The 23,231-nt window shown below is 67.6% G+C and carries 16 protein-coding genes; 10 read left to right on the forward strand and 6 right to left on the reverse strand.

Going from position 1 to position 23,231, the window contains the following annotated elements:
* Window positions 1-167: 167 nt before the first annotated feature.
* Window positions 168-1,439, forward strand: a complete 1,272-nt coding sequence (locus BLS50_RS32320) for an acyl-CoA dehydrogenase family protein (RefSeq protein ID WP_074807737.1) — start codon at window positions 168-170, stop codon at window positions 1,437-1,439.
* Window positions 1,436-2,836, forward strand: a complete 1,401-nt coding sequence (locus tag BLS50_RS32325) for an LLM class flavin-dependent oxidoreductase (RefSeq protein ID WP_074807740.1) — start codon at window positions 1,436-1,438, stop codon at window positions 2,834-2,836. The genes BLS50_RS32320 and BLS50_RS32325 overlap by 4 nt, the downstream gene beginning before the upstream one ends.
* 127 nt (window positions 2,837-2,963) lie before the next feature.
* Here BLS50_RS32325 and BLS50_RS32330 read toward each other — a convergent pair whose 3' ends face one another.
* On the reverse strand, window positions 2,964-4,391 hold the full coding sequence (locus BLS50_RS32330; protein WP_074807744.1) for an MFS transporter: 1,428 nt from the start codon (window positions 4,389-4,391) through the stop codon (window positions 2,964-2,966).
* Window positions 4,392-4,725: 334 nt separating this feature from the next.
* Between BLS50_RS32330 and BLS50_RS32335 the strand changes: the two genes are divergently transcribed.
* Genes BLS50_RS32335 through BLS50_RS32345 form a run of 3 tightly spaced genes read left to right on the forward strand, consistent with a single transcriptional unit; the run spans window position 4,726 to window position 7,402 of the window.
* Window positions 4,726-5,718, forward strand: coding sequence for an aliphatic sulfonate ABC transporter substrate-binding protein (locus BLS50_RS32335; protein WP_074807747.1), 993 nt, complete (start codon window positions 4,726-4,728; stop codon window positions 5,716-5,718).
* Between the two features lie 17 nt (window positions 5,719-5,735).
* Window positions 5,736-6,593 (forward strand): ABC transporter permease, encoded by an 858-nt coding sequence (locus BLS50_RS32340; RefSeq protein WP_074807751.1) that lies wholly within the window; start codon window positions 5,736-5,738, stop codon window positions 6,591-6,593.
* Window positions 6,590-7,402, forward strand: coding sequence for an ABC transporter ATP-binding protein (locus BLS50_RS32345; RefSeq protein ID WP_074807754.1), 813 nt, complete (start codon window positions 6,590-6,592; stop codon window positions 7,400-7,402). Before BLS50_RS32340 ends, BLS50_RS32345 begins: the two co-directional genes overlap by 4 nt.
* A 10-nt stretch (window positions 7,403-7,412) precedes the next feature.
* On the opposite strand, the gene BLS50_RS32350 is transcribed toward BLS50_RS32345, so the two are convergent.
* On the reverse strand, window positions 7,413-8,321 hold the full coding sequence (locus BLS50_RS32350; RefSeq protein WP_074807756.1) for an alpha/beta fold hydrolase: 909 nt from the start codon (window positions 8,319-8,321) through the stop codon (window positions 7,413-7,415).
* Between the two features lie 88 nt (window positions 8,322-8,409).
* Between BLS50_RS32350 and BLS50_RS32355 the strand changes: the two genes are divergently transcribed.
* Window positions 8,410-8,796: a MerR family transcriptional regulator gene (locus BLS50_RS32355; protein WP_074807759.1), complete on the forward strand. Its 387-nt coding sequence runs from the start codon at window positions 8,410-8,412 to the stop codon at window positions 8,794-8,796.
* 89 nt (window positions 8,797-8,885) lie between these two features.
* Entirely contained in the window at window positions 8,886-9,425 is a 540-nt protein-coding gene (locus BLS50_RS32360; protein ID WP_074807761.1) for a P-loop NTPase family protein, read from the forward strand.
* Window positions 9,426-9,452: 27 nt separating this feature from the next.
* On the opposite strand, the gene BLS50_RS32365 is transcribed toward BLS50_RS32360, so the two are convergent.
* A complete protein-coding gene (locus BLS50_RS32365) occupies window positions 9,453-9,860 on the reverse strand; it encodes a VOC family protein (protein WP_012336869.1) in 408 nt (135 codons plus the stop codon).
* A 354-nt stretch (window positions 9,861-10,214) separates the two neighbouring features.
* On the reverse strand, window positions 10,215-13,808 hold the full coding sequence (locus BLS50_RS32370) for a YadA family autotransporter adhesin (RefSeq protein WP_074807764.1): 3,594 nt from the start codon (window positions 13,806-13,808) through the stop codon (window positions 10,215-10,217).
* Between the two features lie 1,128 nt (window positions 13,809-14,936).
* Between BLS50_RS32370 and BLS50_RS32380 the strand changes: the two genes are divergently transcribed.
* A complete protein-coding gene (locus tag BLS50_RS32380) occupies window positions 14,937-15,752 on the forward strand; it encodes a response regulator transcription factor (RefSeq protein WP_074807770.1) in 816 nt (271 codons plus the stop codon).
* A gap of 21 nt (window positions 15,753-15,773) precedes the next feature.
* Here the strand turns inward: BLS50_RS32380 and BLS50_RS32385 are convergent, their stop codons facing one another.
* On the reverse strand, window positions 15,774-17,945 hold the full coding sequence (locus tag BLS50_RS32385) for a TonB-dependent siderophore receptor (protein ID WP_074807774.1): 2,172 nt from the start codon (window positions 17,943-17,945) through the stop codon (window positions 15,774-15,776).
* A 279-nt stretch (window positions 17,946-18,224) separates the two neighbouring features.
* Here BLS50_RS32385 and BLS50_RS32390 point away from each other — a divergent pair, with 279 nt between their 5' ends.
* Window positions 18,225-19,136, forward strand: coding sequence for a DUF72 domain-containing protein (locus BLS50_RS32390; protein ID WP_074807776.1), 912 nt, complete (start codon window positions 18,225-18,227; stop codon window positions 19,134-19,136).
* 170 nt (window positions 19,137-19,306) lie between these two features.
* Window positions 19,307-19,477, forward strand: coding sequence for a hypothetical protein (locus tag BLS50_RS36135; protein ID WP_006397039.1), 171 nt, complete (start codon window positions 19,307-19,309; stop codon window positions 19,475-19,477).
* 274 nt (window positions 19,478-19,751) lie between these two features.
* On the opposite strand, the gene BLS50_RS32395 is transcribed toward BLS50_RS36135, so the two are convergent.
* Window positions 19,752-23,183: a beta strand repeat-containing protein gene (locus tag BLS50_RS32395; RefSeq protein WP_074807779.1), complete on the reverse strand. Its 3,432-nt coding sequence runs from the start codon at window positions 23,181-23,183 to the stop codon at window positions 19,752-19,754.
* Window positions 23,184-23,231 lie beyond the last annotated feature (48 nt).

Genomic DNA, 23,231 nt, shown 5'->3' on the forward strand with positions numbered 1-23,231 from the left:
CAACGGATGCATAAACGTCGATGCGTCCCCGCGCGGTTGCGGTCGCGGTCTCGGTCGCAGTAGCGGTAATACGCAGCGACGATATCGATCCGAGAATCCGTTATTGGAACGCTCGAGTCACGCTTCCTATACTGGGCTCCCGGCGCACGCCCTTCGAGGAAACCCGCATGACTTCGTCGCACGCAGCTCCCGATCTTTCCACCGGTACCGATTACGATGCGCTCGCGAGCCGGTTCCGGCCGATCTTCGAGCGCATCGCCGCCGGCACCGCCGAGCGCGAACGCAACCGTGAACTCCCGCACGAGGCGATCGGCTGGCTGAAGTCGGCCGGCTTCGGCGCGATCCGGCTGCCGGCGAGTGCCGGCGGCGCAGGCGCATCGCTGCCGCAGTTGTTCCGGCTGCTGACCGAGCTGGCCGCCGCCGATTCCAATTTGCCGCAGGCGCTGCGCGGGCATTTCGCGTTCGTCGAGGATTGGCTGAACGCGCCGGCCGGGCCGCAGCGCACGACCTGGTTCGACCGCTTCGCGAGCGGCCAGCTCGTCGGCAATGCGTGGTCGGAGGCCGGCGACGTGCCGCTCGGCCAGACCGTTACCAAGGTGTCGGAGCAGAACGGCCGGCTCGTGCTGAACGGCCGGAAGTTCTACAGCACCGGCAGCCTGTTCGCCGACTGGATCGACGTGTTCGCGCAGCGCGCGCACGACGGCAGCGACGTGATCGTTGCCGTCGCGACCGCGCAGCCTGGCGTGATCCGTGAGGACGACTGGGACGGCTTCGGCCAGACCACCACCGGCAGCGGCACGACGCGTTTCGAGAATGCGGCGGTCGACGCGGACAACGTGATCGATTTCGCGCGCCGCTTCAAGTACCAGACCGCGTTCTACCAGCTGTTCCACGTCGCGACGCTGGCCGGCATCGGCCATGCGATCGTGTGCGACGCGGGCGAGCTCGTGCGCAACCGCACGCGCGTGTACAGCCACGGCAATGCGCCGCGCGCGGGTGACGACGCACAGCTTCAGCAGGTGATCGGCGAGATCGCGTCATGGGCATACGCGGCCGACGCACTCGCACTGCGTGCCGCGCAGCCGCTTCAGCATGCGTACGAAGCGCGCTTCGGCGGCGACGAAGCGGCCGAGCAGGCGGCGAACGTCGCGGCCGAAATCGAATCCGCGCAGAGCCAGCTCGTCGTGTCCGAACTCGTGCTGCGCGCGGCGACGCGCCTGTTCGACGCGCTCGGCGCGTCGGCCACCCGCAGCACGACCGCGCTCGATCGCCACTGGCGCAACGCGCGCACGGTGTCATCGCACAATCCGCTCGTGTACAAGGCGCGTATCGTCGGTGACTGGATCATCAACGGCCGCACGCCGCCGTTCGTGTGGCGTGTCGGCAACGGTGCGGACGCCAACGCGGGCGCCGGTGCGGAAACGGGGGTCGCGCAATGAGCAAGACGATCCGCTTCAACGCGTTCGAGATGAACTGCGTGGGCCACCAGTCGCCCGGCTTGTGGGCGCATCCGCGCGACCGCTCGTGGCAGTACAAGGATCTCGACTACTGGACCGACCTCGCGCGCGTGCTCGAACACGGGATCTTCGACGCGATCTTCATCGCGGACGTGATCGGCTACTACGACGTGTACAAGGGCAGCAACTATCACGCACTCCACCAGGCCGCGCAGATTCCCGTCAACGATCCGCTGCAACTGGCCGCGCCGATCGCGATGGCGACCGAGCATCTCGGCATCGGCATCACCGCGTCGACCACGTTCGAGCACCCGTACACGTTCGCACGCCGGCTATCGACCGCCGACCATCACACGAAAGGCCGGCTCGCGTGGAACATCGTCACGTCGTATCTGGAAAGCGGTGCGAAGAACGTCGGCGATCACGGGCTGCGCACGCACGACGACCGCTATGCGGTCGCGGCCGAATACGTCGAGGTGCTGTACAAGCTGTTCGAGGGTAGCTGGGAGGATGGCGCGGTGGTACGCGATCGCGATGGCCGCGTGTTCACGCATCCGGAGAAAGTGCACGAGATCGGCCACAAGGGCCGCTTCTTCGACGTGCCCGGCTATCACCTGTGCGAGCCGTCGCCGCAGCGCACGCCGGTACTCTTCCAGGCTGGCGCGTCGGGCCCCGGCAAGGCGTTCGCCGCGCAGCACGCCGAATGCGTGTTCGTCGCCGCGCCGACCCGCGACCAGCTCGCACGCTACGTGGCCGACGTGCGTGCGCAGGCCGCGGCCGCCGGGCGCGACCCGGCGAAGGTGCTGATCTACAACCTCGTCACGGTGATCGTCGACGAGACCGACGAGAAGGCGCAGGCCAAGTTCGACGAGTATCGGCGCTACGTGTCGTACGACGGCTCGCTGGTGTTCATGTCCGGCTGGACCGGCATCGACTTCGGCCAGTACGCGCCGACCGATCCCGTCCGGCGCGTCGAAACGAATGCGATCGTGTCGGCGGTCGAACACCTGTCGGGCGGCGACACCGCGTGGACGATCGAGGCGCTGGCGGCCTGGGGCGGCATCGGCGGGATGGGCCCGGTGTTCGTCGGCTCGGCGTCGACCGTCGCGGACATCCTGCAGGAATGGGTGGCCGCGACCGACGTGGACGGCTTCAATCTCGCGTATGCGGTCGCGCATGAAACCTTCGAGGACGTCGTGCGCCATCTCGTGCCGGAGCTGCAGCGCCGCGGCGTGTATCCGACCGCGTATGCGCCGGGCACGCTGCGCGAAAAACTCTTCGGCGGCTCGGCGCGGCTGCCGGACGAGCATCCGGCCGCGCAGTTTCGCGATATCGAACAGGTCAAGCGCGCGGCCGAGCGGGAGGCGGTCAGCGCGTAGCGTCGGGCAACGTCGAAGCCGGTCTGTCCGCATTCACGCGGCGGCCGGCTTCAGTACAAACGGCTTCGTGCAGTCTGACGAAGCCGTTTGTATTTGCCGGGGGACAACGAGCGCCCCGCGTCGACGGTTACGCCACGCTTTCGTCGTCGACGTCGTTCGCCGTCGGCTCATACCGAATGATCAGCAGGAACACGATCGGCGTGACCGCACTGATCGCGACGACCCAGAACATGTTGGTGCCGAGACGGGCTTGCAGGATCGGCAGCACGAACAGCGCCAGCGCCTGGCCGATCCCGCACAGCGACCGCCCGAAGCCGACGCCGGTGCCGCGGATCGTGGCCGGATACGACAGCGTCGGATAGATCATCATCTGCGCGCCCGGCCCGAAACCTTCGGCGAACAGCCAGGTGCCGAGCATCAGCAGCACGACGCCGACCGCCAATGCACCGTGCGGATGCCCCGCCAGCGCCAGCGCGACGAGCGCGACCGTTTGCAACGCAAACCCCGCGATCGCGACATGCCGTGACGGATAGCGATACGCGAGGCGCATGCCGAGCAAGCCGCCGGTGAACGCGAACAGCACGTTCAATGCGAGCGACGCCGCGATCGTCTCGAACACGCCCGCGCCGAGGAATTGCGACAGGATCGACGGCAGGAAGAACGCGATCGCCGTGTATTCGAACGGGATGCACAGGTTCATCACGCTGGCGACGATCGTGCGCCCCAGATACGGACGCTGGAACAGCACGCGAATCCGCACCGGCGGCGGGCTCGGTTCGCGCCGCGCATCGTCCGCTTCGTGCGCGTGAATGCCGTACGACTCGCGCAGGATGCGCGCTGCGTTGGCCAGGTCGCCCTGATTCGCGGCCCACAGCGGCGATTCGTTCATGAAGCGGTTGCGGAACAGGATGATGACGAGCGCCGGCACCGCGCCGAAGATCAGCGAGGCGCGCCACAGCCAGCCCGCATGCTCGGCCGGCAGCAGGAAATACAGCCCGAAGATCAGCAAAAAGCACACCGACGACGCGACGTACCACATCGGGCACCACGCGGCGAGCCGCGACGCCTTGTTGCCGCGGCCGTTGAACTTCGAGAATTCCGCGAGAAACGCCATCGCGACGGGCAGGTCGATGCCGACGCCGAGCCCCATCACGAAGCGGGCGCCGATCAGCACCCAGACGTTCGGTGCAAGCCCGGCCGCGATCGCCGCGACCACGAAGAACAGCATGTCGGCCATGAACACCTGGTAGCGGCCGATCCGGTCGGTCAGCCAGCCGCCGATCAGGCTGCCGAAGATCGTGCCGATCATGATCGCCGAGCCGACCAGCCCGGTCAGCGCGGGCGTCAGCCCGAATTCGCGCGCCACGTCGTCGATGCCGTACGACAGCGTCGTCAGGTCGTACGCGTCGAGAAACACGCCGCCGAGCGCCAGCAGCACGATCATCCGTGCGTGGCTCACCGAACTGTCCACCGTATTGATCAGGCGCGCGACGTCGCTGGCCGAGCGGATAGGGGAAGAAACCGGCGTGACTGAGCCAAGATCGATCGAACTCATCGGATTCCTTAGTTTGATGCCGAATGCACGGCAAGGTGATCGTGAAGCCGGGGAACCGGGCAGGCGCCTTCGCGACCATCGCGGCGTCGAGCGCATGCGGCCCCGCTGTCGCCAGGTTCCGGCAGCGGAAATTCTGTTCCCTCGATCCGGCAATCCCAAGCGATATAAACCGATAAATTAATCGGCGTGCGTCATAAAGTTGCACGGCGCGGGCTTAGCAGCAGCACGCATGTTCAAACGTGGATTTCTTCGTTAACGGATCGCTTGCGCTTCGTTACATTAGCCGGTCACCTGCCTGTTCGCGGCGCGTTGCCGCTCTTCCGGAGAATCCCCGATGAAGCCGTTCTGGTCCCGCGTGTGGCAATCCGCGGCCGTCGTCGTTGCCGCGCTTGCCGGCCTCATGTCCATGCAAGCGCAGGCGGCGACGCCTGCGGAAATCCGCGTCGACTACGCGTACTACTCGCCCGAGAGTCTCGTGATCCGCCACTTCGGCTGGCTCGACGACGCGTTCAAGGCCGACGGTACGTCGATTCGCTGGGTGCTGAGCCTCGGCAGCAACCGCGCGCTCGAATACCTGAACAGTGGCGCGGTCGATTTTGGCTCGGCCGCGGGGCTGGCGTCGGTGCTCGCGCGCGCGAACGGCAACCCGATCCACACCGTCTACGTGTTCTCGCGCCCCGAATGGACGGCGCTCGTGGTACGCAAGGATTCGCCGATCCGTTCGCTCGCCGATCTGAAGGGCAAGAAGATCGCCGCGACGCGCGGCACCGATCCGTTCCTGTTCACGCTGCGCGCGCTGCACACGGTCGGCCTGACGCGCGACGACGTCGAGATCGTCAACCTGCAGCATCCGGACGGCCGCACCGCGCTCGCGAACGGTCAGGTCGATGCGTGGGCCGGGCTCGATCCGCACATGGCCGCCGCCCAGCTCGACGACGGCGCGCGCCTGCTGTACCGCAACGTCGCGTTCAATACGTACGGGTTCCTGAATGTTCGCGACGCGTTCGCCAGCCAGTATCCGCAGGCGGTCGAGCGCGTGCTGAAGGTCTACGACCGCGCCCGCCAGTGGATCGTCGCGCATCCGGCCGAAACCGCGCAGATCATTGCGGACGAATCGAAGGTATCGCTGCCGGTCGCGAAGCTGCAGCTTCAGCGCAACGACTTCAGCGATCCGGTGCCGGGCGACACGCAGCGCGCGGCGCTGAAGGCCGCGGCGCCGGTGCTGACGGCCGAGCAGTTGACCAAACCGGGCGTCGATCCCGCGAAGATCGTCGATACGCTGATCGATCCGTCGTTCGCGCGCCCGATCGTCGCCGCGTCGCACTGAGACCGGGCGTGCCGCCGATGACGGACACCACCGCGCACGGCGACGCGCTCGCGTCGCACCCACCCGCATCGCCGCCTCCCGCGGCCCGGCGAGACCCGCTGCGCGCCTGGCGCATCGCGGGCCTCGCGCTGCCGTTCGCCGCGCTCGTGCTGCTGGAGGTCGTGGTGCGGCGCGGCTGGCTGCCCGATCATCTCGTGCCGGCGCCGAGCGAGATTCTCGATACGCTCGCGCGAATGGGCGTCACGCGGGTCGCACGTCACGTCGGCGCGAGCACGCTGCGCGTCGCGGCCGGGTTTGCGGCCGGCGCCGGGCTCGCGCTCGTCGTCGGCGCGGCGATGGGCCTGAGCCGCCGGATCGACGCGCTGTTCGAACCGACGTTCCAGGCGCTGCGCGCGATTCCGTCGCTTGCGTGGGTGCCAGTGCTGCTGCTGTGGCTCGGCATCGATGAAGCACCGAAAATCACGCTGATCGCGATCGGCGCGTTCTTCCCGGTTCACCTCGCGGTGGTCGCCGGCATTCGCGACGTCGACCGCAAGCTCGTCGAGCTCGGCGCGGTGTACCGGCTCGGCCCGCTCGCGCTGTTCCGCCGAATCCTGCTGCCGGCCGCGCTGCCGCAGATCGTCACCGGCCTGCGCACCGGCCTCAGTCTCGCGTGGATGTTCATGGTCGCCGCGGAGCTGATCGCGGCCACGCGCGGCCTCGGCTTCCTGCTGAGCGACGGTCGCGAAACCGGGCGCCCCGATCTCGTGTTCGGCGCGATCCTGCTCCTCGCGTTGCTCGGCAAGCTGACCGACGGCGCGATGCGCCGCATCGAGTCGCGCTGGCTCGGCTGGCGCGACGCGTTCGATGGCGCATCGCGCGAGGGCAGGAAATGAGCGCCTCACCTGCCGTCCACCCGACCGCCGGCATCGCGACACCGCTGCTCGATCTGCGGATCGCCCGCAAGCTGTACGGCGATCGCACGATCCTGGCCGACATCGCGTTGCAGGTCGCACGCGGCGAAATCGTCTGCGTGGTCGGCCCGAGCGGCTGCGGCAAGAGCACGCTGCTGCGGATCGTCGCCGGCCTCGACGCGGATTTCCGCGGCAGCGTGACGCTCGACGGCAGCGCGCTGGCCGGGCCGTCCGCGCGCGTCGGCGTGATCTTTCAGGAGCCGCGGCTGCTGCCGTGGCTGTCGATCGCGGACAATGTCGGCTTCGCGTCCGGCGCGCGGGGCGGCCGCGACCCGAGCGTCGCGCGATTGCTCGACGAGGTTGGGCTGTCCGGCGTCGCGCGGCAACTGCCGGCCACGTTGTCCGGCGGGATGGCGCAGCGCGCCGCGATCGCACGCGGGCTGTTCGGCGAGCCGGATTTGCTGCTGCTCGACGAGCCGTTCAGCGCGGTCGACGCGATCACGCGGATGCGCCTGCAGACGCTGCTGCTCGACGTCGTCCACCGGCACCGGATGGCCGCGATCGTCGTCACGCACGATCTCGACGAGGCGCTGTATCTCGGCGATCGCGTGCTGATGCTCGCGCCGAACCCGGGCCGCGTCGACGACGAAATCCAGGTCGACGTCGCACGGCCGCGCGACCGGCGCGATCCGGCGCTGGCCGCGCAGCGCGCGCGGCTCATCGATGCGTTCCAGCGCTTTCATGATCGCGCGGCGGGCGACCCGGCAGGCATCCCGGTCACGCCGGCCTGACAGCGCCACTTCATCGCGCGGACGTCGACCGGGCGAACGCGGCCAGATCGCGATTGAACCGTTCGGCTTCCTCGATGAACGGCGCGTGTCCGGATTCCGCGTACACCTTGCTGGCGATACGCGGATTCAGCTCGGCCGCGCGAGCCAGCGTCGCGTGCGTATCGACCAGCGCGTCGCGGCCGCCGTAGAGGAACAGCAACGGCACGCGCGCGTGGCCGAGCCCCGCGGCGGCGAATACCGACATCGTCGGGATGGCCTTTTGCATGTCCCACGACGCCATCGCGGCGTTGGCGAGCAAGCGCTCGAACGTGGCGGCGTCCGGCCGACGGTTGAAGCACAGGCCGACGAACGTGCGCTCGCCGTCGAGATGGGTTTTCAGATCCGGCGCGTTCATGTCCCGATACACGTCCGGATGATCGACGATCTGGCCCGGCGCAAGCTCGACCACGCCGTCGACATACACGGCGCCCGCGATCGCGCGATCGCCGTACCTGGCGAGGTAGTTCGAGATCACCACGCCGCCGAGCGACCAGCCGACCACGACGGGTTTGCGCGCATGCGTGCCGTCGATGACCGCGGCGAGATCGTCGCCCCAACGGGTTCCGTCGCGATACGGCTGCGCACCGGACGGCTTGTCCGACAGCCCGTGGCCGCGCAGGTCGTACGTGATGATCCGGAAGCCGCGCAGTTCGGGGCTCTGGACTTGCGCGTCCCAGTTCAGGCGGCTGCCGAGCAGGCCGTGGATCAGGATGACCGGCACGCCGTCCGGGTCGCCGCTTTCCTGAACGGCCAGCTTCACGCCGTCCGTCGACGTCACGGTATAGGTCAGCGGCGCGGCGGCCGCGTCGTACGCCAACGCGAACGGCGTCGCCCACCAGATCACGGCAATCAGCCAGCGGATCAGCACTCGGGTAGTCATGGGTTCTTTCTTCCAGGCATGAACGGATGCTCAGTCTCAACCCTCACACTGATGTGAGAGTCAAGCGAATCGTGCTAACCTGCCCTTCATGAAAAATCCGCCTACCCAGCCACTGCTGACCATCGGCAAACTCGCGCAGCTCACCGGCGCGAGCGTGCGCTCGATCCGGCACTACGACGAGCACGGCCTGCTCGCGTCGGTGCGCGCGGACAACAGCTATCGCCTGTTTCCCGACAAGGCTGTGACGCAGGTCAAGCAGATTCAGCGCATGATCGCGACCGGTTTCACCCTCGACGACATTCGCGGTTTTCCGGACTGCATGCTGTTGATCGAAGGTGCGCGTTCGTGCGATCAGATCACCGACGTCCAGCGCGAACGCCTCGAAGCGATCGACCGTCAGATCGCCGATCTCGAGAAGCGACGCGCAAGGCTCGTCAAGATGTTGCGGGATGGTGCGGTGCCGCCGCTCGATTGATCAGTGCGTCTTTCCCGCTACGGATGCGAGCCCATCCACGCGCATCGGGCACAATACGCGCCCTCACCTTTTTGCCCGTGGTCACACTCATGCGCGTCATCGTCGTCGGAACGAGCGGATCGGGAAAATCCACCTTCGCCAGCGCGCTGGCAACCGCCGCAGCGTGCCCATACATCGAACTCGATCGGCTCTACTGGGGCCCCGGCTGGACCGCCGTGCCGCCCGCGCAGTTCGAACATGCGGTGCTGGCGGCGACGGCCGGCGACCGCTGGGTCGCCGACGGAAACTACAGCGCGGTGCGCGACGTGCTGTGGTCGAGGGCCACGCACGTCGTGTGGCTCAACTTCGGCCGATGGACGGTGTTTTCCCGTGTGCTGCGGCGCACGATCGGCCGCGGGCTGATGCGCACCCGGCTCTCTCACGGCAACCGGGAATCGCTGCGGATGGCGTTCTGTTCGCGCGACTCGGTGCTGCTGTGGTCGTACACGACGTTCACGAAAAACCGCGTCAAGTTCGCCGGCTTGCGCGGTGACCCGAAATACGCGCATCTGCGATGGACGGAGATCACCGAGCCGTCGCGTACCCACGCAGTCATCGAGATGCTGGCCCACGCCGGCCGCTGCGACTGAACGCGGCACGACAACGGCCACCTCGCGTCAATCGTCGAAAGTGCCCTGATATTCCGGCGCGGCATCCGCGCGCGTGTTCAATTCGAACATCACGCCGCCCGGCGCGCGGCAAAAGAAGCGCGAGCCGCGCCCGTTGTTGAACACGTCCGTCTCCATTGCAACGCCCTCTTCCTTGAAGCGCGCGAACAACGCGTGCACGGCATCGAGGCTCGGCAGTTCGAAGCCGACGTGGAAATTGGTCGGCCATGCGGGCACGCCGTCGCCGACGTGATCGATCACGACGTCGAAGCCCGGGCGCTTGAGAATCCAGGATTTGTCCCAGCTTCCCGCGATCGTGAAGCCGAGGTATCGCTCGAAGAATCGGGCCGTCGCCAGCGTGTCGGCAGAGGGGAAGCTCAGGTGGTTGAGCTTCATCGTGGGTGTCGTTTCGGTCATGATCGCGCTCTCCGATGCGGTGGTGGGCGCAGGCCCCATGCCGTGCCGCCCGAGGACTTCAGAATACGAGCGCGGGCTCACATTCAACAACTCGCATTGAACGTTGCGCCGGACGCGGGCGAAACCCTTGCGGGGCCGGCCGTCGAGCGATGAAGGCGATCACGGCGGACGGCGCCACTCGCATTCGCGACAGGTGCCGTCGATGCGGATGACCGGTCGGACGAAGGCGCCAAACGACGACGGCCCGGGATTCGCAAACGAACCCCGGGCCACCGCTCGACCGCGGGTGCCGGGCATGACATGCGTTGCCCGGCACCCGCGCATCGCTCAACGCTCAACGCTGCGCAACCTGCATCAGAACTGATAACCCGCGCCGACCACCGCGCCGAAGTCCGAGCGCGTGTTGCCCGTCACCGATGCCTTGACGACCCAGCGGTTGCTCTCCGTCACGTACGAGTAGCCGGCCGCGAAGCCCTGCTGGCCGTGATAGTTCGACGTCGCCGCCGACACCATCGAGCGCCCCGCGCCGGTCGGCTGCGGCAAGCCGGCCACCGCCATCGCCGACGCGACACCACCGTACATGTCCTTCTTCAGGTCGTTGAACGAGTTGTACACCTGCCCGATGCGCTGGTCGGTATACCCCTTCGCCTGCGTCGACGCCGTCGCGAGGTTGTCGTTCAGCTGCTGCACGTTCACCGCATCGGTCGGCGCCGTGCCGGCCGCGACGTTCGTGATCTGGCGCTCGCTGCCCTTCGCGCCGACCGAGAACGAGTTGTCGCGATCGGCGACGGAGCCCTGGCCAACGGCCACCGCATTCTTGCCGGTTGCGGTCGCCGTCGAGCCGATCGCCCCCGCATCGGCACGCGCGATCCACGTGGTGTTCGCATCGGTCGCGGCCGCGCGGATCTTGTCGTTGGCCGCGACGTTCTGCAGCGCGGCGTTGAACTGGCCCACGTTGACCGCGTCGTTCGCGTTCACGCCCGCCGCGACGCCGGTCAGCACGCGGTCGCCCGCCGTGCCGGAGAAGTTCACGCTGGTGCCGCCCGAATCCTTTCCGACCGTGATCGCGCCGTTCGGGTCCTGCTGCTGCACGAGGCCGGCCTTGCCGTTCGCGATGTTGGTCACGCTGCCCTGCAGGTTGGAAATGTCGGTGGTGTTCTTCGACACCTGCTGGTTGGTCGCATAGAGCTGCGAGCCATTCACCGCGTCGGTGCTGGTGGCGCTCAGCGTGCCGGCCTGCACGTTGGTGATGCGCGTGCCGCCCGCGCCGCCGAGCGTGATCGTGCTCTTCGAGCTGTCGTCGTACTGCACCGCGAGCGCGCCGAGCTGGTTCAGGTTCGACTGCACGTCCTTCAACTGCTTCACGTTCACCGCGTCGGTATCGCTGGTGCCCGCCGCGACGTTCTTCAGCACGACCGCCGACGTGGCGTCGCCGCCGACGAGCGACACCGAATTCAGCCGGTTGCCGCTCGCGTCGACGTCGTACTTGACGACGTTCTTCACCGCTTCGCCGGCCTGGTTCGACACGTTGGTGATCTGCTGTTCGAGTGCGGTCTTCACGCCGGACAACTGGCCGCCGTTGACCGCATCCGTACTGCCCGCGGCGACGTTGCCGTCGGCCACGTTGGTCAGCTTCGTCGGTGCACCGCCGCGCGCGGCGTTGAACGCGCCGAGCGTCGGGTCGAATTGCAGCGCATCCTGTTGCAGCCCGGCGATCGCCGCCGTGTTGCCCGCGATATTCGTTTCGGCATTGTCGATGCGCGTTTCGTGATTCGCGAGCGTCGTCGTGTTGCTGCCGACCCGGCCGTCGAGGTTCGTCAGCGCGTCGCCGACGTTGTTGAACGCACTGCCGCCGATCTTGTAGTTCGGTGCGCCGATCGAGCCGTCCGGGTTCGCCGTCGCGCCGCCGCCGAGCGCGGCCGCGGTGCCGTCGGTCGCGCGCCGCAGTTGCGCGCCGTTCACCGCGTCGGTACTGCCAGCCGCGACGTTGCCTGCCGCGACGTTGGTCACGCGCACCGGATTGCCGCCGTTGCCTGCACCGAGCGATACCTGCTGCTTGCTCGCATCGTCGTATTTCACGGCGAGCGCGTCGAGCTGGCTCGTGCCGTCGTGAATCGCCGCGTTCAGTTGGTCGACGTTGACCGCGTCAGTGCCGCTCTTGCCGGCCGCGACGTTGCTGATCAGCTGCGGGCCGTAGCCGCCGTGGCTCGCATCGTAGGCACCGAGGCCCGGGTTCCATTGCAGCGCATCCTGCTGGAGCGCCGCGATGTTGCCGGTATTCGTCGTCACCTGGTTGCCGACGGTCGTGATCGACTGGTTGAGCGCGCCGGTCGCCTTGCCGAGCTGGCCGACGTTCACGGCATCGCCCGCCGCCACGCCATCCGCGACGTTGTGCAGGCCGACCGGCGCCGTTGCGCCCTTGCCGCCGAGCGTGACGCCGCCGTGTGCATCGTCGTCGTACTGCACCGCGTTCTTCGTCGCGTTGCCGATCTGGCTGGTGATCGACGTGCTCAGGTTGCCGAGCGTCGTGCTGAGGTTGTTCGTCACGCTCGTGCTGAGCGATGCAAGGCCGCCGTTCAACTGGCCGACGTTGACGGCGTCGTGCGCGTCCTTGCCGTCCGCGACGTTGTGCAGCGTCGTGCCGTTGGGGCCGGCGAACGTCACCGAGTCGAAGCCGCTCGCGCCGTCGTACTTGACGTTGCGCGTATCGGCCGCCTGCAGGCCGGCGATGTTCGAGGCCGCCGTGCTCAGCGAGCCGTTGATGCCGGTCACGCTGTTCTGCAGGTTCGTGATGTTCGACGACGCCGTCGAAATGGACGTTTGCAGCGGCGTGAGGCTGCCCTTCAACTGGCCGACGTTGACCGCGTCGGTATCGGCCACGCCGGCTGCCACGCCGCCGATCGTCGTGCCGGCGGCGCCGTCGAGCGCGATCGCCGCATGCGAGTCGTCGGTGTATTTGACGACGTTCCGGGTGGCCGTGACGATGCTCGTGCTCAAGCTGTTGCCGACGCTGGTCACACGCTGGTCGACGTTCGAGATCGTGGTCGACAGCGAATTGCCGACCGACGTCACGCGTGCGTCGACATTGCCGATACTCGTGCTCAGCGTACTGTTCACGTTCTTCAGCTGCTGGACGTTGACGGCGTCCGTATCGGCCGCGCCCGCCGCGACATTCTTGAGCTGGCGTTCGCTGCCGAGCGCGCCGAACGATACCGCGCCGCCGACCGGGGCGGCCGTGCCGCCGAACACCGGCGTGCCGCCGTTGTTCGCGCCGACGCTGCCCGAGCCGATCGCCACCTGGTTGTTGTCGTTCGTCTGCGCGCCGGCGCCGATCGCCACCGACTGCGCGCCGCCGGCACGCGTCTGCGTCGCCGCGTCGTACGATGCGCCGGCCGATACGCCGTCGCTCGACGTCGGGTTCGCGCCGCCGATCGCGACCGAGCGGTCGCCGCTGGCGAGCGCCGAGTGGCCGAGCGCGATCGAGCTCGTGCCGTGCGCATCCGCGACGTTGCCGAGCGCCATCGAGAAATCGCCGACCGCCGCCGACTGACGGCCGATCGCCAGCGCCGTATTGCCCTGCGCGACCGCCACCGTGCCGATCGCGGTGGCCGAGTTCGCCAGCGCCTGCGAGCCGACGCCGATCGCGATCGCGCCGCCGCTGCTGGTGCCGCCCTTGCTGCTCGCATTCGACTGGTCGCCGATCGCGATGCCGCTGGTGCCGGCCTTCGCATTGGTGCCTTGCGTCACGTTCGCGGTGCTGACCGCGACGTAGCTGCCGTTCTTCGTTGCCACGCATAGCGGGTTGGTGCCGTCGATACACTGGCCGTTCAGCGCGTTGTCCGGGTTGCCGCGGTCGACGAAATTGTCCGCGTGGGCGGCGCCGGCGATCAGCACACCCGCACCCGTGAACATCGCGGCGGCGAGCGCCGAAATCTGCTTCCTCTTCATGGTCTTCTGCTCCGTTGTGTAGCGTCTTGTTTGAATACGGACTACTTACTTTTATTGACAGCTTCGACTTCGATTACGGTTGAGACTTCTCTCGGAAGTGGATTCCACGCCCCGGACACAAGCCCTGTCGAGACGACACGTATCGCGCACGCTCGTTTCGACAGGGCGTTCGAAAGCCCCGGGCATGTCGTCGGTTCGACGTCCCGTTCCGCTAATCCGGCTATTGCATTAGGAATACGTATTGATTCTTATGGACGAGTCTTCCCCCGGCTGAATCCGGAAATTCAACCCGTCGTCATGAACATCCCCGACTTGTCGTCGCGCCGACCGCGACCCACCACGCTTCTTTTATTTCATCCCCGGCAACCGGGTTCCATTTCCGTGCAGCAAGCATGTGCCTGGGCGATCATCAATTGATGCGCAGGTCCCGGGTCTGACAACGTCCGTCGCCGCTTCCGGCACTTCCGCTGCCCTGCTCCACCCGTCATTCAAAGTTCGGACGAATTATGAGACACGAGATTAAATTATTAAAGCCGACATTCTTTATAGATTGTAAAATCTAAAATATTCAATGACTTACGTAAAATACACTCATCTCGCAAACGATTTCGCACCCACGCCGTTATTCAAAATCTTTTACCGGGCGGATAAATACTTTGCCAAAGCGGATTCAATTAAAAGACTTTCCGAAAAAGACAACCTCGAAACCGGCCGACTCGGCGCTTTTACGCCAGATATACGCGTAAACCACGAGCATTGACGCACATCGACGCTTCACGCTCCTGTCGCAAACCGCCATTTTCGATAATCGTAAAGGGTGAATCGTGCGAATAGGGCCGCCATGTCTGGCCGGATTCGAAATATGCTCCTACAATTCCGCTCGCACCGATTCCGGCAGTCGCGATCATTTCCACGCGAGCACGGCAATCCCTCGCGTGTCGACTGGCTCGGCGATCAAAACAACGAACGCCGTGCGATTGCCTGCCGCGCGGTTCCGCCCTGTACGGAGTCGATGCGAGCGTGCGATGCGATGAATGCATCGCCATAGAGCGGCTTCCGACGTTTCCTCCGCACCGGGCAGGCCACCCGCGGAAACGCAGTCAACCGCCTTTTCACAACAGGTGCACGATGTCTTCATCAATCTCCGCATTGAGCGACGCGCATATCCTGATCGTCGACGATCAACCCGACCAGCTAAGGTTGCTGATCGATATCCTGCGCAGCACGGGATGCCGGATCAGCATCGCATTCGACGGCACGCAAGCGTGCCAGCGCGCGCAGGCACTGATGCCCGACCTGATCCTGATGGACGTGCGCATGCCGCGCATGGACGGCTTCACCGCATGCCGTCTGCTCGCCGCCGATCCGCTGACGTGCGCGATCCCGGTCATCTTCCTGACTGTGGCCGACGCATTGCACGAGCGGCTCGAAGGGCTCGAGATCGGCGGCGTCGACTATGTGGTGAAACCGTTCGAGCCGGCGGAAGTGATCGCGCGGATTCGCGTGCAGCTCTCGCGCACGAAACGCGAACGACCGGCCGCGGCGGAACAGGCAGAAGGCTCGCCCGCGGGCGGTAAGGAAGACGACATCATCGTACGCGCGGCGATCCGCCACCTGTCGCGCACGCTGAACGATCCGCCGACGGTGGAAGAACTGGCGCGTGCGGTCGGCACGCACGAAAAGCGCTTGTCGCGCGCGTTTCGCGACAATCTCGGCCAGACGGTGTTCGAGTATCTGCGCTACGAGCGGCTGCGGATCGCGCAGGATCTGCTGGATTCCACCTCGCTCAGCATCGCCAGCATCGCGAAGGAAATCGGCTTTTCCACACCGGCCAATTTCGCGACCGCCTTTCGCGAACGGTTCGGCATCACACCGACCGAATGGCGCCGCCAGGGCCACGCGGGCGCGCGCGCCGCGGCCCGACAGCCGCAACGCCGCGCGTAGGCCGATGCAACACGAGTGCGCTTACCAGTTGTATTTCGCGCTGGCCAGCACGGTCCGCTCGTTGCCGAACACGCACACCGCGTACGACTGGCAACCGCTCACATAGCGCCGGTCGAACAGGTTCGCGACGTTCACCGCGAAACGCCAGCGCGGCAGGTCGTAATGGATCGCGAGGTCGTAAAGGGTTGCGCTCGGCACCGTCAGCGAATTGTCGGGCGCGCCCGCCGACGCGCTCTGGTAGCGCACGCCACCGCCGACGCCGAGGCCCGCCAGCGCGCCCGTATGCCAGGTCCAGTCGGCCCACATCGACGCCATCTGCCGCGGCAGCGGTACGGACACCGGCCAGTGGTTCAGCGATACGTCGTTCGCCTGCACGTTCTTGACGTCCTGATACGCATACGACGCGACGATCGACAGCCCGTGCGTCACCTTGCCGACCGCGCTCAGCTCGATGCCGCGCGAGCGCACCTTGCCGGTCTGCACCGACGTCGTGGCGGTCGGGTCGAGATTGACCGGCGTCGGCGTCACGACGTTGGTCTGGTCGATCTGATACACGGCCGCGTTCAGCATCAGGTTCCGGCCGGCCGGCTGCCAGCGCAGCCCGGCCTCCGTCTGCGTGCCGCGGGTCGGTTTCGGCAAGCCGCCGCCGAACATCCGCACACCGATGACGGGATCGAACGACGTCGAATAGCTGACGTAAGGCGACAATCCGGCGTCGCCGCGATAGGCGAGCCCGACCCGCCCGGAGAATGCGCTGACGTCCTGCTGCGCGTGCGTGCCGGCGGCGCGGTCGTCGAAGCGCGCATTCACGACATCCTCGCGGCCGCCGAGCGTCAGCGTCCAGCGTTGCCAGCGGATCTGGTCCTGCGCGTACACGCCGACACCGTTCATCGCGGTGTACTGATCGACGTGGCCGAGCGACGTCGGGCCGGAAAAGATCGCGGCCGTCACGGGCCGATAGACGGGGTGGTACAGGTCGAGCGACGGCGCGAGCGCGAGCCATACGCTGTTGGTCGTCGTCTGCCGGTCGAACTGCACGCCGAACAGCAGCGTGTGTTCGAGCGACCCCGTGCCGAAGCGCGCCTGCGCGTGGTTGTCGATGTCGAACCGGCTGTAGTTGAGCTGGAACAGCCCCGCGAAACGCATCATGTTGGTCGTGCTGCGGGGCGCGAGGCCGTTGCCGAACACCGTCGCATCGTCGAGCGACAGGTGCGACCAGCGCACGTCCTGGTGCAGCGACCAGATCGCATTCACGCGGTGTTCCAGCGCGTAGCCGAGCGACCATTGCTTCTTGCGATAGTCGTTGAACGACGGGTCGCCCATGTAGAGGTCCTGCGACAGGCGGCCGTTCGGGTTCGGCAGCACCGTGCCCGATGCGGGCAGGAAGTTCGACGAGATGTCGCCGCTGTCCTGCAGGAACGTCGCGGAAAGCGTCAGCGACGTGTCGGCGTTCGGCCGCCACCGGAACGACGGCGCGAGCGCGACGCGGCGGTCGCCGTTCGGGCCGGTCACCGCGTTGCCGTCGCGCGCGACGCCGACGAATCGGTAGGCGTACTCTGGATCAAGCCTGTCGCCGACGTCGAGCATGGCTTGCTTGCGCGCATCGTTGCCGATCTGCACGCCGGCTTCGCGCACGCGCTCGCCGTCGGCCAGCTTCGTATGCGCGTCGATGATCGCACCCGGCTCGCCCGCGCCGTACAGCACCGACGTCGGCCCGCGCAGCACCGCGATCGAGTCGATCGCGTACGGATCGACGCGCCAGTTCGCGATCACGGCCGTGTTCGGCGCCGGCAGGCCGTCGACGTACAGCGTCGGCGTGAAGCCGCGCAGCGCCGCATACCAGTCGGTGCGGCTGTCGGCGCCGAACGTCGCGAAACCCGGCACGTAGCGCAACGCCTGGTTCAGGTCGGCCGCGCCGGTCATGTCGATCTGTTGCGCGGTCACGAGGTTGAGCGTTTGCGGAATCTCGTCGATCGGCGTGTCGGTCTTGGTGCCGGTGGCGGTGCGCCGTCCGACCAGTCCGATGGACGAAGCAGCATCGGCCGGACCTCGCACGTCGATGGCCGGCAGCACCGCCACCGCCGCGCCCGGCGCCGATGCCTGCGCGTGCGCCGCGCCCGCGGCGGCCACGCACCACGCTCCGCCTGCCGCGATCGCCCGCGCGCGCCGCCCCGTCCCTGTCTCCATCCACATCGTTTCGATACTCCGTCGTGCTGGGTTGGCCCGTTCGGCCGGATCGGCGGACCGCGGGTCGCCGGGGTCCGTCCGGTGGTGTCGTGATTGCCGTGCTGGCGAAGGCAGTGATGCGTGGAGCGTCGGGATGCACCGTCCGGTCGCGCCGTTCGCGAGCGCAGCGATCATACCGGCCGAACGTGGCGCGGTCTTTAAAAAAATCAAATCGACGAAGGCGGAGGCACGCAGATTGCTCGTCGCACGGACCGCACCAGGAACCCGGCGCAACCGGGCATCGACGTGACACGCACATCCGGCAGGATTCACATCGGCATTTCAGGCTGGCGCTACCCCGGCTGGCGAGGGACGTTCTATCCCGCCGACCTGAAGCAAGCCAGCGAACTGCGGTATGCATCGGGCCGCATGCAGACGATCGAGATCAACGGCACGCATTACAGCTTGCAAGCGCCTGACAGTTGGCGGCGCTGGTACGCCGACACACCGCCCGGGTTCGTGTTCAGCGTGAAAGGCTCGCGCTACCTGACGCATATGCTGCGCTTTCGCGGCGAAACGGCCACGACCGCGTGCGCGATTTTTTTCGCTCAGGGGCTGTTCGCGCTGAAGGACAAGCTGGGGCCGCTGCTGTGGCAATTTCCGCCGTCGCTGCGTTTCGATCCGGCGCACATGGAACGCTTCCTGAGCTTGCTGCCGCCCGACACGGAAGCAGCGCTCGCGCTCGCCCGCCGGCACGATGCGCGGGTGCGTGAACCGTATCTGCAGATCGACCGCAAGCGAGCGTTGCGTCATGCGGTGGAAGTGCGGCACGACAGCTTCGTGGACCCGGCGTTCGTGAAGCTGCTGCGCCGCCACAAGGTCGCGCTCGTCGTGTCGGATTCGACCGAGGCGTGGCCGCAGTTCGAGGATCTGAGCGCACACTTCGTCTACATCCAGCTGCACGGCACCGAAACGAAGTATTCGGGCGAATACGCCGATGCAGCGCTCGAACGATGGGCGCGCAGAATCGAAGCGTGGAGCCGGGGCACGCAGCCGGACGATGCGCGTCTCGCCGCACCGGCGCTGCAACCGCCGCGCGCGGCGACGCGCGACGTGTACTGCTATTTCGACAACGACACGAAAACGCAGGCGCCGTTCGACGCCGGGAGGCTGATGGATCGGCTCGGGCTGCAGGCGCACGATGCGGCGCCGCAATGAAACGCTCGGCAGGCTGTGACCATCGGGAATGTCGTCCGCCGCCGCATGGGCAGGCGCGCAATATGCTCCTGCACTCGCGGATCGCGCCCTTCATCGCGCTCGCCACGCGCCGGTAAATTTTGCAAGACCGGCAACCGGCATCATGGGCCAATACTGCAAGGAGAAAAACGATGACCCTGCTTATCTATCTGGTCGGATGGATCATCTTCATCGGCGGCGTCGCCTGGGGTTTGATGACGCTGCACGTCTCTCAGCACATCATCGAGATCGTGGCCGTCATCCTGTTCGGCATCGCGGTCATCACCGGCGCGACGCGCGCCCGGAATCGCGACCGGTCGTAGTGTCACGGCGCGTCGCGCGCCGGTAGTCGCTCGTTGCGTCGGGTTCGACGTGCGAGCGTCAATCCGATTCTTCGCATTCCTTACGCTGCTGGTCGATCTAGCGTGGGACGTGGTGCGTCATCGCTACGGTGGCGATCTGCAATCGAATGCAACGCGGCGCGTCAGCGAAACGAGCGAGCGGGAATCCCGAATCGTGATCCCGCCGTGCTCGTACGTGACGCGCCCGAATGTTCCCGGCCACCCATTGACTGCGGCGGCCGGGTGCTCACGTCGCTTACTTCCTCGGCAGCGGCGCGGTCAGCGAGCTGACGAGCGACGTCACCGGCGCCAGCAGACCGCCGCCTGCCCCGGCACTGCCCCCTTGCGCGGAATCGCTGTTCAGCGAAACCGCCAGCGCCGGGAGCACGCCGGCCACCGATCCGACAGCCGAACCGACCGAATGCACCGCCGCGTTGGCGATCGTCGCGCCGCCGGAGACGAGCGCGCCGACTGCATTGGTCGCGCCGCCGACCGCACCGGCCGCCGTGCCGCCGTTGAGCGCGACACTCAGTGCCGGAAGCGTGCCTGCGATCGCGCCCGTCGTGCCGGTTACGGTGTTCGCCAGCGTACCCGTCAGGCCGGTCGTGACCGCCGCGAGGGAGCCGGCCGCGCCGGTTGCGCCCGTGAGAACGCCGGTTCCGGCGCCGGCGATGCCGCCCGCGCCGCTCGTGGCCGATCCGATCAATGACGTGACCGCCGATGCGAGCGGCGTGATCGCCGCCGTGCCGCTGCCGGCGACGCCGGTTACCGCGCCGGACACTGCGCCGATCGCGCCGGTGGCGGCACCGACCGGCAGCGATCCGCCGAGATTGCCGACGATGCTCGTGATCGGCGTGATCAGCGCGCCGCCGTTGCCCGCGACACCGGTGACGGCGTTGACGACACCCGTGCCGGTGTTGGCTACCGTGCCGACGATGTTGCCGAGACCGCCGGTCGCGCCACCGACACCGCCCAGTGTGCCAGTCAGTGTTCCGACTGCGCCCGTTGTCGTGTTCGCTACCGTGCTGACGACGCCGCCGAGACTGCCGGTGCCGCCTCCGACGCCACCCAGTGCGCCGGTCAGCGTTCCGACTGCGCCCGTTGCCGTGTTTGCTACCGTGCTGACGACGCCGCCGAGACCACCGGTCCCGCCTCCGACGCCACCCAGTGCGCCGGTCAGCGTTCCGACTGCGCCCGTTGCCGTGTTCGCCACCGTGCCGACGACGCCGCCGAGACCACCGGCCCCGCCTCCGACACCACCCAGTGCGCCGGTCAGCGTTCCGACTGCGCCCGTGGCCGTGTTCGCTACCGTGCTGACGACGCCGCCAAGACCACCGGTCCCACCTCCAACACCACCCAGTGCGCCGGTCAGCGTTCCGACTGCGCCCGTTGCCGTGTTCGCTACCGTGCCGACGACGCCGCCGAGGCCGCCGGTCCCGCCTCCGACGCCACCCAGTGCGCCGGTCAGCGTTCCGACTGCGCCCGTTGCCGTGTTTGCTACCGTGCCAACGACGCCACCGAGGCCGCCGGTCCCGCCGCCAACACCCCCCAGTGCGCCGGTCAGCGCTCCGACTGCGCCCGTCGCTGTGTTTGCTACCGTGCCAACGATGCCGCCGAGACCACCAGTCCCGCCTCCGACGCCACCCAGTGCGCCGGTCAGCGTTCCGACTGCGCCCGTGGCCGTGTTCGCTACCGTGCTGACGACGCCGCCAAGACCACCGGTCCCACCTCCAACACCACCCAGTGCGCCGGTCAGCGTTCCGACTGCGCCCGTTGCCGTGTTCGCCACCGTGCCGACGACGCCGCCGAGACCACCGGCCCCGCCTCCGACACCACCCAGTGCGCCGGTCAGCGTTCCGACTGCGCCCGTGGCCGTGTTCGCTACCGTGCCGACAACGCCGCCGAGGCCACCGGTCCCGCCTCCAACACCACCCAGTGCGCCGGTCAGCGTCCCGACTGCGCCCGTTGCCGTGTTCGCTACCGTTCCGACGACGCCACCGAGGCCGCCGGTCCCGCCGCCGATGCCGCCCAGTGCGCCGGTCAGCGTTCCGACTGCGCCGGTCGCCGTGTTCGCCACCGTGCTAACGACGCCGCCGAGACCGCCGGTCCCACCTCCAACACCACCCAGTGCGCCGGTCAGCGTCCCGACTGCGCCCGTTGCCGTGTTGGCTACCGTGCCGACGACGCCACCGAGGCCGCCAGTCGGGTTGCCGCCACCGATACCACCCAGTGCACCGGTTACCGTGCCAACCACGCCACCAAGACTACCGGTCGGATCGCCAACACCGCCCAATGCACCCGTTACCGTGCCGACTGCGCCGCTTGCCGCGTTGCCCACTGTCCCGACAACACCACCGAGACCACCGGCCCCGCTTCCGACACCGCCCAGTGCGCCGGTCAGCGTCCCGACTGCGCCCGTTGCCGTGTTGGCTACCGTGCCGACGACGCCACCGAGGCCGCCGGTCCCGCCGCCGATGCCACCCAGTGCGCCGGTTACCGTGCCGACCACACCACCAAGACCACCAGTCCCACCACCGCCGACACCGCCCAACGCACCCGTCACCGTACCGACTGCGCCGCTTGCTGCGTTGCCGACCGCTCCCACCACGCCGCCGAGACCACCGGCCCCGCCGCCAACACCGCCCAGCGCGCCAGTCAACGTTCCGACTGCGCCCGTTGCCGTGTTCGCCACCGTGCCGACAACACCGCCGAGGCCACCGGTCCCGCCACCGATACCACCCAGCGCACCGGTTACCGTGCCGACCACGCCACCAAGACCACCGGTCCCGCCGCCAACACCCCCCAGCGCCCCCGTCAGCGTCCCGACTGCGCCCGTCGCCGTATTCGCTACCGTGCCCACAACGCCACCAAGGCCGCCAGTCGGATTGCCACCGCCGATGCCACCCAGCGCACCGGTCACCGTGCCAACGACGCCACCAAGACCACCGGTCCCGCCACCGCCGACACCGCCCAATGCACCCGTTACCGTGCCGACTGCGCCGCTTGCCGCGTTGCCCACTGTCCCGACAATGCCGCCGAGACCGCCGGTCCCACCGCCAACACCGCCCAGCGCCCCCGTCAGCGTCCCGACTGCGCCGGTCGCCGTGTTCGCCACCGTGCCAACGACGCCCCCGAGACCGCCAGTCGGATTGCCACCACCGATGCCACCCAGGGCACCGGTCACCGTGCCAACGACGCCACCGAGACCACCGGTCGCACCGCCGCTGCCACCAATGCCACCCAACACGCCCGTCACGGCACCGACCGCGCCAGTGGCCGCGTTCGCCACCGTCCCGACGACACCACCCAGCCCGCCGGTCGCACCGCCACTTCCGCCGAGACCACCCAGCGCACCCGTCACCGTACCGGCCACGCCCGCGACCGGCTCGAGCAATCCGCTCCCGATACCAATGGCCGCGCTTCCCGTCCCCGTCCCGGCCAGCCCGATCGAGATACCGCCTGCATTCGGGTTGCCGACCGTCACCGCCCCATTCCCCCATCCCGTCACCGTGCCGATGAGTCCCCCGGGCGCCGGCGACGCGCCTTCGATGATCAAGCCGTCGGTGTTGCTGAGACTTCCCGGCACGGCGGTCACGACCACCGCCTGGGACGCCGTGGCGGCCAGGCTGAACACAGCCGTGACCGACAGGGCGATGCCCGTCAATTTCACGTTCATTTTCGTTTTCATGAGTAACCTCAGTTCGGTTGGACAACCGCGGAACAGCTCGAGCGATGA

Origin of the sequence: Burkholderia orbicola, assembly GCF_900100915.1 — a bacterium.
GTDB classification, from domain to species: Bacteria; Pseudomonadota; Gammaproteobacteria; order Burkholderiales; family Burkholderiaceae; genus Burkholderia; species Burkholderia orbicola.

What these genes read in the sequence shown, in the direction of transcription:
- BLS50_RS32320 (WP_074807737.1), top strand. Translation starts at nt 168, where the DNA reads ATGACTTCGTCGCACGCAGCTCCCGATCTTTCCACCGGTACCGATTAC.
- BLS50_RS32325 (WP_074807740.1), top strand. Translation starts at nt 1,436, where the DNA reads ATGAGCAAGACGATCCGCTTCAACGCGTTCGAGATGAACTGCGTGGGC.
- BLS50_RS32330 (WP_074807744.1), bottom strand. Translation starts at nt 4,391, where the DNA reads ATGAGTTCGATCGATCTTGGCTCAGTCACGCCGGTTTCTTCCCCTATC.
- BLS50_RS32335 (WP_074807747.1), top strand. Translation starts at nt 4,726, where the DNA reads ATGAAGCCGTTCTGGTCCCGCGTGTGGCAATCCGCGGCCGTCGTCGTT.
- BLS50_RS32340 (WP_074807751.1), top strand. Translation starts at nt 5,736, where the DNA reads ATGACGGACACCACCGCGCACGGCGACGCGCTCGCGTCGCACCCACCC.
- BLS50_RS32345 (WP_074807754.1), top strand. Translation starts at nt 6,590, where the DNA reads ATGAGCGCCTCACCTGCCGTCCACCCGACCGCCGGCATCGCGACACCG.
- BLS50_RS32350 (WP_074807756.1), bottom strand. Translation starts at nt 8,321, where the DNA reads ATGACTACCCGAGTGCTGATCCGCTGGCTGATTGCCGTGATCTGGTGG.
- BLS50_RS32355 (WP_074807759.1), top strand. Translation starts at nt 8,410, where the DNA reads ATGAAAAATCCGCCTACCCAGCCACTGCTGACCATCGGCAAACTCGCG.
- BLS50_RS32360 (WP_074807761.1), top strand. Translation starts at nt 8,886, where the DNA reads ATGCGCGTCATCGTCGTCGGAACGAGCGGATCGGGAAAATCCACCTTC.
- BLS50_RS32365 (WP_012336869.1), bottom strand. Translation starts at nt 9,860, where the DNA reads ATGACCGAAACGACACCCACGATGAAGCTCAACCACCTGAGCTTCCCC.
- BLS50_RS32370 (WP_074807764.1), bottom strand. Translation starts at nt 13,808, where the DNA reads ATGAAGAGGAAGCAGATTTCGGCGCTCGCCGCCGCGATGTTCACGGGT.
- BLS50_RS32380 (WP_074807770.1), top strand. Translation starts at nt 14,937, where the DNA reads ATGTCTTCATCAATCTCCGCATTGAGCGACGCGCATATCCTGATCGTC.
- BLS50_RS32385 (WP_074807774.1), bottom strand. Translation starts at nt 17,945, where the DNA reads ATGTGGATGGAGACAGGGACGGGGCGGCGCGCGCGGGCGATCGCGGCA.
- BLS50_RS36135 (WP_006397039.1), top strand. Translation starts at nt 19,307, where the DNA reads ATGACCCTGCTTATCTATCTGGTCGGATGGATCATCTTCATCGGCGGC.
- BLS50_RS32395 (WP_074807779.1), bottom strand. Translation starts at nt 23,183, where the DNA reads ATGAAAACGAAAATGAACGTGAAATTGACGGGCATCGCCCTGTCGGTC.